Source organism: Amycolatopsis kentuckyensis (assembly GCF_002155975.1).
Classification (GTDB): Bacteria; Actinomycetota; Actinomycetes; order Mycobacteriales; family Pseudonocardiaceae; genus Amycolatopsis; species Amycolatopsis kentuckyensis.
Genome location: NZ_MUMI01000559.1, coordinates 1 through 6,615, shown reverse-complemented (window position 1 = coordinate 6,615; position 6,615 = coordinate 1). Strand labels below are relative to the sequence as shown.

The 6,615-nt window shown below is 73.2% G+C and carries 11 protein-coding genes; 6 read left to right on the top strand and 5 right to left on the bottom strand.

The features are described from left to right. The 3 genes from CCN39_RS41725 to CCN39_RS41715 all read left to right on the top strand — a co-directional run. On the top strand, nt 1-952 hold a 952-nt coding region (locus CCN39_RS41725), incomplete at its 5' end, for an aldehyde dehydrogenase family protein (protein WP_086851900.1). A gap of 11 nt (nt 953-963) precedes the next feature. After that, nucleotides 964-2,184: an MFS transporter gene (locus CCN39_RS41720; protein WP_086851898.1), complete on the top strand. Its 1,221-nt coding sequence runs from the start codon at nt 964-966 to the stop codon at nt 2,182-2,184. A gap of 58 nt (nt 2,185-2,242) precedes the next feature. Then, the gene (locus tag CCN39_RS41715; RefSeq protein ID WP_086851896.1) at nt 2,243-2,623 is read left to right on the top strand and encodes a hypothetical protein; all 381 of its coding nucleotides are present in this window, start codon (nt 2,243-2,245) and stop codon (nt 2,621-2,623) included. A 38-nt stretch (nt 2,624-2,661) separates the two neighbouring features. On the opposite strand, the gene CCN39_RS50935 is transcribed toward CCN39_RS41715, so the two are convergent. The 3 genes from CCN39_RS50935 to CCN39_RS41705 form a co-directional block, all read right to left on the bottom strand. Then, entirely contained in the window at nt 2,662-2,835 is a 174-nt protein-coding gene (locus CCN39_RS50935; protein ID WP_167455337.1) for a hypothetical protein, read from the bottom strand. Nucleotides 2,836-2,864: 29 nt separating this feature from the next. Beyond that, nucleotides 2,865-3,098: a DUF6480 family protein gene (locus tag CCN39_RS41710; RefSeq protein WP_086851894.1), complete on the bottom strand. Its 234-nt coding sequence runs from the start codon at nt 3,096-3,098 to the stop codon at nt 2,865-2,867. A 113-nt stretch (nt 3,099-3,211) separates the two neighbouring features. Then, nucleotides 3,212-3,820: a DUF3156 family protein gene (locus tag CCN39_RS41705; protein ID WP_086851892.1), complete on the bottom strand. Its 609-nt coding sequence runs from the start codon at nt 3,818-3,820 to the stop codon at nt 3,212-3,214. Between the two features lie 107 nt (nt 3,821-3,927). On the opposite strand from CCN39_RS41705, the gene CCN39_RS41700 reads away from it, so the two are divergent. Together CCN39_RS41700 and CCN39_RS41695 are read left to right on the top strand one after the other, a co-directional pair. After that, a complete protein-coding gene (locus CCN39_RS41700; protein WP_086851890.1) occupies nt 3,928-4,359 on the top strand; it encodes an Hsp20/alpha crystallin family protein in 432 nt (143 codons plus the stop codon). Nucleotides 4,360-4,425: 66 nt separating this feature from the next. After that, the gene (locus CCN39_RS41695) at nt 4,426-5,202 is read left to right on the top strand and encodes an ANTAR domain-containing protein (RefSeq protein ID WP_244211245.1); all 777 of its coding nucleotides are present in this window, start codon (nt 4,426-4,428) and stop codon (nt 5,200-5,202) included. A gap of 2 nt (nt 5,203-5,204) precedes the next feature. Here the strand turns inward: CCN39_RS41695 and CCN39_RS41690 are convergent, their stop codons facing one another. Next, nucleotides 5,205-5,651, bottom strand: a complete 447-nt coding sequence (locus CCN39_RS41690) for a nitroreductase family deazaflavin-dependent oxidoreductase (RefSeq protein WP_244211244.1) — start codon at nt 5,649-5,651, stop codon at nt 5,205-5,207. 52 nt (nt 5,652-5,703) lie between these two features. Next, nucleotides 5,704-5,868 (bottom strand): hypothetical protein, encoded by a 165-nt coding sequence (locus tag CCN39_RS50930; protein ID WP_167455336.1) that lies wholly within the window; start codon nt 5,866-5,868, stop codon nt 5,704-5,706. 103 nt (nt 5,869-5,971) lie between these two features. On the opposite strand from CCN39_RS50930, the gene CCN39_RS41685 reads away from it, so the two are divergent. After that, the coding region (locus CCN39_RS41685) for an amidase family protein (RefSeq protein WP_244211243.1) at nt 5,972-6,615 on the top strand (644 nt) is incomplete at its 3' end.

Below are 6,615 nucleotides of genomic sequence, written 5' to 3'. Positions count from 1 at the left end.
GCTCGGCAACGCCGTGCTGCTCAAGCCCGACCTGCGCACCGCGGTGTCCGGCGGGGTGAGCATCGTGCGCGTCTTCGAGGCGGCCGGGCTGCCCGAAGGCCTGCTGCACCTGCTGCCCGGGGACGCCGGCGTCGGCGCCGCGGTGGTCGACGCGCCGGAGGTGTCGGTCGTGTCGTTCACCGGCTCCACCGCGGCCGGGCGGAAAGTCGGCGAAGCCGCCGCGCGCTCGCTCAAGCGCGTGCACCTGGAGCTGGGCGGGAACAACGCGCTCGTCGTGCTGCCGGGCGCCGACGTCGCCAAGGCGGCCTCCGCCGGCGCGTTCGGCTCCTTCCTGCACCAGGGCCAGATCTGCATGACCACCGGCCGGCACCTCGTCCACGAGTCCCAGGTGGACGAATACGTCGAAGCCCTGGCGGAGAAGGCGCGCCGGCTGCCCGTGGGGAACCCGGCCGAGAGCGACGTCGCGCTCGGCCCGATCATCGACGACCGCCAGCTCGCGCACGTCACCGACGTGGTCGACCGCAGCGTCGCGGCCGGCGCGCGGGTGCTCGCGGGCGGGAAGCCCGACGCGCCGTTCTACCCGCCCACCGTCCTCTTCGGACTCGACGACGCGAGCCCGGCCTGGCGCGAGGAGATCTTCGGCCCGGTCGCGCCGGTGCGCGCCTACCGCGACCTCGACGAGGCCGCGCGGCTGGTCAACGACTCCGAGTACGGCCTGTCGGTCGGCATCCTCGGCGACGTCGGCACGGCGATGAAGCTGGCCGAGGAGGTCCGCTCGGGCAAGGTGCACATCAACGAGCAGACCGTGGGCGACGAGCCGACCGCGCCCTTCGGCGGCGTCGGCGACTCCGGCAACGGCTCCCGCTTCGGCGGGGCGAAGGCCAACATCGAGGCCTTCACCGAGACCCAGTGGCTGACCGTCCGCGCGGACATCGCGCACTACCCGTTCTGAGGAGCACGACGATGACGACGACGTCTCGTGGCGCATGGACCGCGGTCCTCTGCTGGCTGACCGTCCTGCTCGAGGGCTACGACCTGGTCGCGCTCGGCGCCACCATCCCGACCCTGCTCAAGAGCGGCTACCTCGGCTTCACCGCGGCGGGCGCGACCGCGGTCGCCACCGTGTCGCTGATCGGCGTGGCCGTCGGCGCCGCCGGTCTCGGCCCGCTCACCGACCGGTTCGGCCGCCGCGCCCTGCTCATCGGCTCGGTCCTGCTGTTCTCGCTGTTCACCCTGCTGACGCCGCTCGCGCCGAACGTCGCGACGTTCGGGGTGTTCCGGTTCGTCGCCGGGCTCGGCCTCGGCGCGTGCATGCCGGTGGCGCTGACCGTCATGTCGGAGAACCTGCCGGCCCGGCGGCGCGCCAGCGCGAGCACGTTCACCATGACCGGCTACCACGTCGGCGCGGTGCTGACGTCGGTCCTCGCGCTGTACGCCAAGGAGGACTGGCACCTGCTGTTCTACGGCGGCGGGATCGTCGGCCTGCTCGCCGTGCCGCTGATGTGGTGGAAGCTGCCGGAGTCCGCGGCCTACCTCGCGGCTCGCGAGACGGCTGAGCGAGTGGGGCTCAAGAACCTGCTGGGCGGCCGGTTCCGGCGGATCAGCATCGCCGTGTGGACCGGCTCGTTCATGGGCCTGCTGCTGGTCTACGGGCTCAACACCTGGCTGCCGCAGCTGATGCGCACGGCGGGCTACCCGATTTCGACGTCGATCACGCTGCTGCTGGTGCTCAACGTCGGCGCGGTGCTCGGGCTGGTGCTGGCCGGCACGATCGCCGACCGGTTCGGGATCCGCCCGATCGCCCGGCTCTGGTTCGGCACCGGGGCGGTGCTGCTGGCGGCGCTGAGCCTGCGCATCGGCAATGCGTTCGTGCTCAACGCGGTCGTGCTGCTGACCGGCGTCTTCGTGTTCTCCGCGCAGGTGCTGATCTACGGCTACGTCGCGCAGGCGTTCCCGGCGCAGGCCCGGGGTACCGCGCTCGGGCTGACGTCGGCGGTCGGGCGGCTGGGCTCGATCCTCGGCCCGTTCGTCACCGGGGCGCTGGTCACCGCCGGGATCGCCTACCCGTGGGGCTTCTACTTCTTCGCCGTCGTGGCCGTGCTCGGGCTGGGCGCGATGCTGCTGCTGCGCCGCGAGCCGGACCGAGCCGCGGAAGTAATTCCCGAAATCGGCGGAGTCCGCTGACCGGCCCCGGCTTCTTAAAGTCCTCATTACCGATTCATTGGTGATGAAAGGACTTCCGATGCGCAAAGCTGCGCGTACGTTCACCGCGATTGCCCTCGCCGCCGGCGCCACGCTGGTGGCGGCCCCGGCCGCGCCGGCCGCCACCCAGGCCGGCCACTTCGTCCTGTTCAGCAACCGGTTCACCGGCCCGATGTTCGCCTGCTACACCGCGCGCGACGACAAGGGGAACCAGCTCGCGCACGACTGCGACCAGGTGCAGACCCGCCAGAAGTCCACGTTCTGGGTGCCGGTCAACGCCAAGGAAACGCGGGTGACGGTGGCCGACCGCGGCACCCAGATGTTCGCCAGGACCCACCCCAACAACCGGGATCTGTGCATCCGCGCGACCGCGACCGGCTCGGTGCACGAAGCCACCGACCAGCCCTGCACCTCCAGCTGACGAAAGCACCGCGGGATTGCCGGGGCAATCCCGCGGTGTCAGACGGTTTCTTCGGGGCGGCGCCGGCCCAGCGTCGCCTCCGGGTGCTCGGTGCGGCGGTCGGAGTCGCGCAGGACCTCGCGGGCCTGGCCCTCGGGGTCCGCGCTCTCGGCGGCCTGTTCTTCGGGCAGCAGTTCGGCCCGGGTTTCGGTCCGGTCAGGCGTGTCGTCCATGGTCCGCGGGTACCCGCTCCGGAACTATCTCAGACACTCAGCCAGCCGACGGCGAGCGCGATCACCAGCCCGGCGACCATCAGCACGAGCACGCCGGTGAGGACCAGCCACAGCACCGGCATCGCCTTCGACGGCATCGGCTGCGGGTGCGACAGCCCGGAGGTCTGGCCGGAGTCGGGCGGCGTGCTGCCCGGGGGCACGCCGCCGCCGGGCTCGAGGTCCGGGGTCCGGCGGGGATCCGGATCCGGGGGTTCGGCGGTCATCGGGCACCGTCCTTCCGTCGCTCCCGCTGCGGGTGCCCGGCGGGCGGCCGGGCAAACCCGGCGGCGGCAGCAACCGGCCGCCGCATCGCAGCGGCCGCCAAGCAAACCCCGGCTCACTCCCGCGAACGGCGATTCCCCGCGGCGTCGCGGCGCAACTGGTCGGCCCGGGCCGAGATCTCGCCGAGTTGCTCGGCCAGGCCGGCGTGCGCGCCCGTCAGGTGCGGCCGGGCCTCGGCCAGCGGTGGCAGGAGCGTTGCCGGGTCGTCGTCGCCCAGGGCCGCGCCGAGGCGGTCCGCGCTCTCCTGCGCCGCCGGGCCCAACCCGTCGAGCGCACTGACCCGGCCTGCGAGCTGGCGCAGGATCGCCGAGTTGCGGCGAGCCCAGTCGGCGACGGCCCGGTCGCCCGCGCGGCGGTCGCGCTCCGCGTCGACCCGGGCCTCGCCGGTCTTCTCGCCCGTGTGCGACGGCTGCAGCCTCAGGTAGCGCCGTTCCGCCGCCTGGCGGCTCGCGACGCCCAGTGCGGGCGCGAGCGCCACCCAGCTGGCCCCCGCCGCCCTGGCCGCGGTGATCAGCTCCGGTTCCCAGCTCGCGAGGTGCTCCCGCAGCTGCCGGAGGCCGGACAACGCGGCCAGTATCTGGCCCTGGTCCCCTGCCCCGGCCCGGGTGGCCGCGACCACCTCCTCGATCCGGCGCAGCGCGCCGGTGGGATCAGTTCCGTCCATCACGTCATCCTTTCGACGACTCACATCTTGTCATCGTTTTGACGACATGCTAGAACAGAACCGCGTGTTGACACCAGAGCTGTCAGTTTTCCAGGAGGTGGATCCCGATGTTGATGCGCACCGACCCGTTCCGCGACCTCGACCGGTTCGCCCAGCAGGTCTTCGGCGCCGGCACCTGGTCGAAGCCGGCCGCGATGCCGATGGACGCCTACCGCGCCGGCGACGAGTTCGTGGTGTGCTTCGACCTCCCCGGCGTCGATCCCGGCGCCGTCGAGCTGGACGTCGAACGCAATGTCCTCACCGTCAAGGCCGAGCGACGGCCCCTGCCGAGCGGTGACGACGTCCGGATGCACGTCTCCGAGCGGCGGCTCGGCGTGTTCTCCCGCCAGCTGTTCCTCGGCGACACCCTGGACACCGAGCACATCACCGCGGACTACGACGCCGGGGTGCTGACCGTCCGCATCCCCATCACCGAGAAGGCGAAGCCGCGGCGCATCGCGATCGACGGCGCCGGCGACCGCCGGCAGCTCAAGGCCTGACCCCCGATCGAGGTGGGGCCGGGTGCGCACCCGGCCCCACCTCCACCGCGCCGAGGAGGGTTTGCGGTGACCGTCATTGCCACGACGCACGGAGTGACCTCGCTACTGGAGGAGCTGCTCGCCCGGATCGCCGCCGAGGTGCCGGGCGCGCTCGGCGCGGCGGTGTCCGTGCACCACCGCGGCGGCCGCCTGCGCGTGGCGGCCGCGCACGGGATTTCCACGGCGTTCGTGCCGGCCCAGCTGAGCGGCTTCGGCGGCCCCGTCCCGACCGCCGGCCACACCGGCGAGCCGGTGGTGACCGCGGACGTCTACGCCGACGACCGCTGGCCGTCCCTGACCCTGAGCGGCCTGCTCGAACTCCACCCCACCCTCGCGGCGGACTGGCCGCGGATGCGCGGCGTCGCGGCCCTGCCCTCGACGTGGGACGCCGACGGGACGCTGGTCCTGTCGGTCACCCTCGACCGCCCGGCCACCGCAGAGACGGTGAACGTGCTGCGGCGCCACGAGCGGCTCGCCGCCACGGCGCTGCTCGTCGCCGAAGCGACCCAGCCCGACCGGACCGAGCAGATGCTGGACCTCCTGCAGTCGCGAGCCGCGCTGGAGGAGGCCAAAGGCATCGTCATCGCCCTGCGCCGCTGCGACCCCGACGAAGCGTGGAACACGCTGCGGCGGGCGAGCCAGGAGTTCAACGTCAAGGTGCGCGAACTCGCCGTCGCGCTGGTGGAACTGCTCGCCGGCGCCCCGGCACCCCAGCCGCAGGGCGAACGCACGATCCTGCCCGGCCCGGCCGCCCGCCGCGCGGCCCGGCAGGTGCTGCGCGCCCTGGAGCAATCCGGCCGCTGACTTCAGGACCGTTCGACGCGGAAGACCGCGATGCGCTCCGCGGCCGCCGCGACCGCGTCCGGCGTCGGCGCGTCCGCCAAGCCGGTCGTCATGAACCGCTTGCCCACGCTCGGCGGGCTCGTTTCGACGAGCCGGCGCAGGACCGGCCGCCGCTCCTCGACCGGCAGTTCGGCCAGCCGCGCGACCGACGAGCGGCGGCCGCGGGTGAGCGTCACCTCGCCCGCGGCCCGCACGTTCGCCACCCAGGCCGCCTTCGGATAGGCCTGGACGATGTAGTGCTGCCCGTCGATGGGGTTGACGGCGATCGGGAACGTGCGCGGGACACCGGTGCGACGCCCGGGCACGGTGAGCAGCTGCATCGGGCCGAAGGCGACGCCGAGCCGCTGCAGCCCGACCACGATCTTGTTGCCGGTGTTGACCATCCGGCGGTAGCTCTGCGCTGTCGTCATGCTTCGACAGTACACGAACTCATATGAAACTCGTATGATCTGAGTCTCGTAGTTACTCGCGTTCGGGGCCCGGCTTCGGCTCCGGCGGCAGCGGGTCCGGCACGGGTACGCCGCCCGGTTCCGGGAGCGGCCGGTCGGGTCCCGGACCGGGCGGCACCGTCTCCGGGACGACCGGCTCGGGCTGGATCGGTTCGGGCGGCACCGGGGGTGCGGTCATCGGTCTTCCCTCCGCCACGCCGCCCGCGGTTCGGGGGGCGATCACCTCGTGGGCTACCCGTTGCGGTTGACTCTGACACCGTGTCAGGCGCTATCCCGGACCCATGACGCCTTTCCGCACCGCGACCGCGGTGGCCGCCAGGATCCGCCGCGGCGAGCTCTCGGCGCGCGACCTGGCCGAACGGCTCTTCGCCCGCATCGACGCCTCGACCGTCAACGCCGTCATCGCGACCTGCCGCGACTCCGCACTGGAAGCCGCGGAGGAGGCCGACCGGGCCGTGGCGCGCGGCGAGGACGTCGGCCCGCTGCACGGCGTCCCGATGACGATCAAGGACGCCTTCGCCGCGAAGGGCCTGCCCACGACCTGGGGCGAGCCGGCGTTCGCGGGCTGCGTCGCGGACGAGGACGCGGCGGTCGTCGCACGGCTGCGGGCCGCGGGCGCGATCATCGTGGGCAAGTCGAACGTCCACCACCTGCTCGCGGACTTCGGCCGGACCGACAACCCGCTCCACGGGCGGACGCTCAACCCGAGGGACCACAGCCGGACACCGGGCGGCTCGAGCGGGGGCGCCGCGGCCGCGCTCGCCGCCGGCCTGACGTACCTCGAATACGGCTCCGACCTGGCCGGGTCGATCCGCATTCCGGCTGCCCACTGCGGCGTGTACGGCCTCAAGCCCACCCCGGGCACCGTGCCGCTGCGCGGGTTCCAGCCGCCGGGGCCGCCCGCCCGGCCCGCCCGGGAATTCCC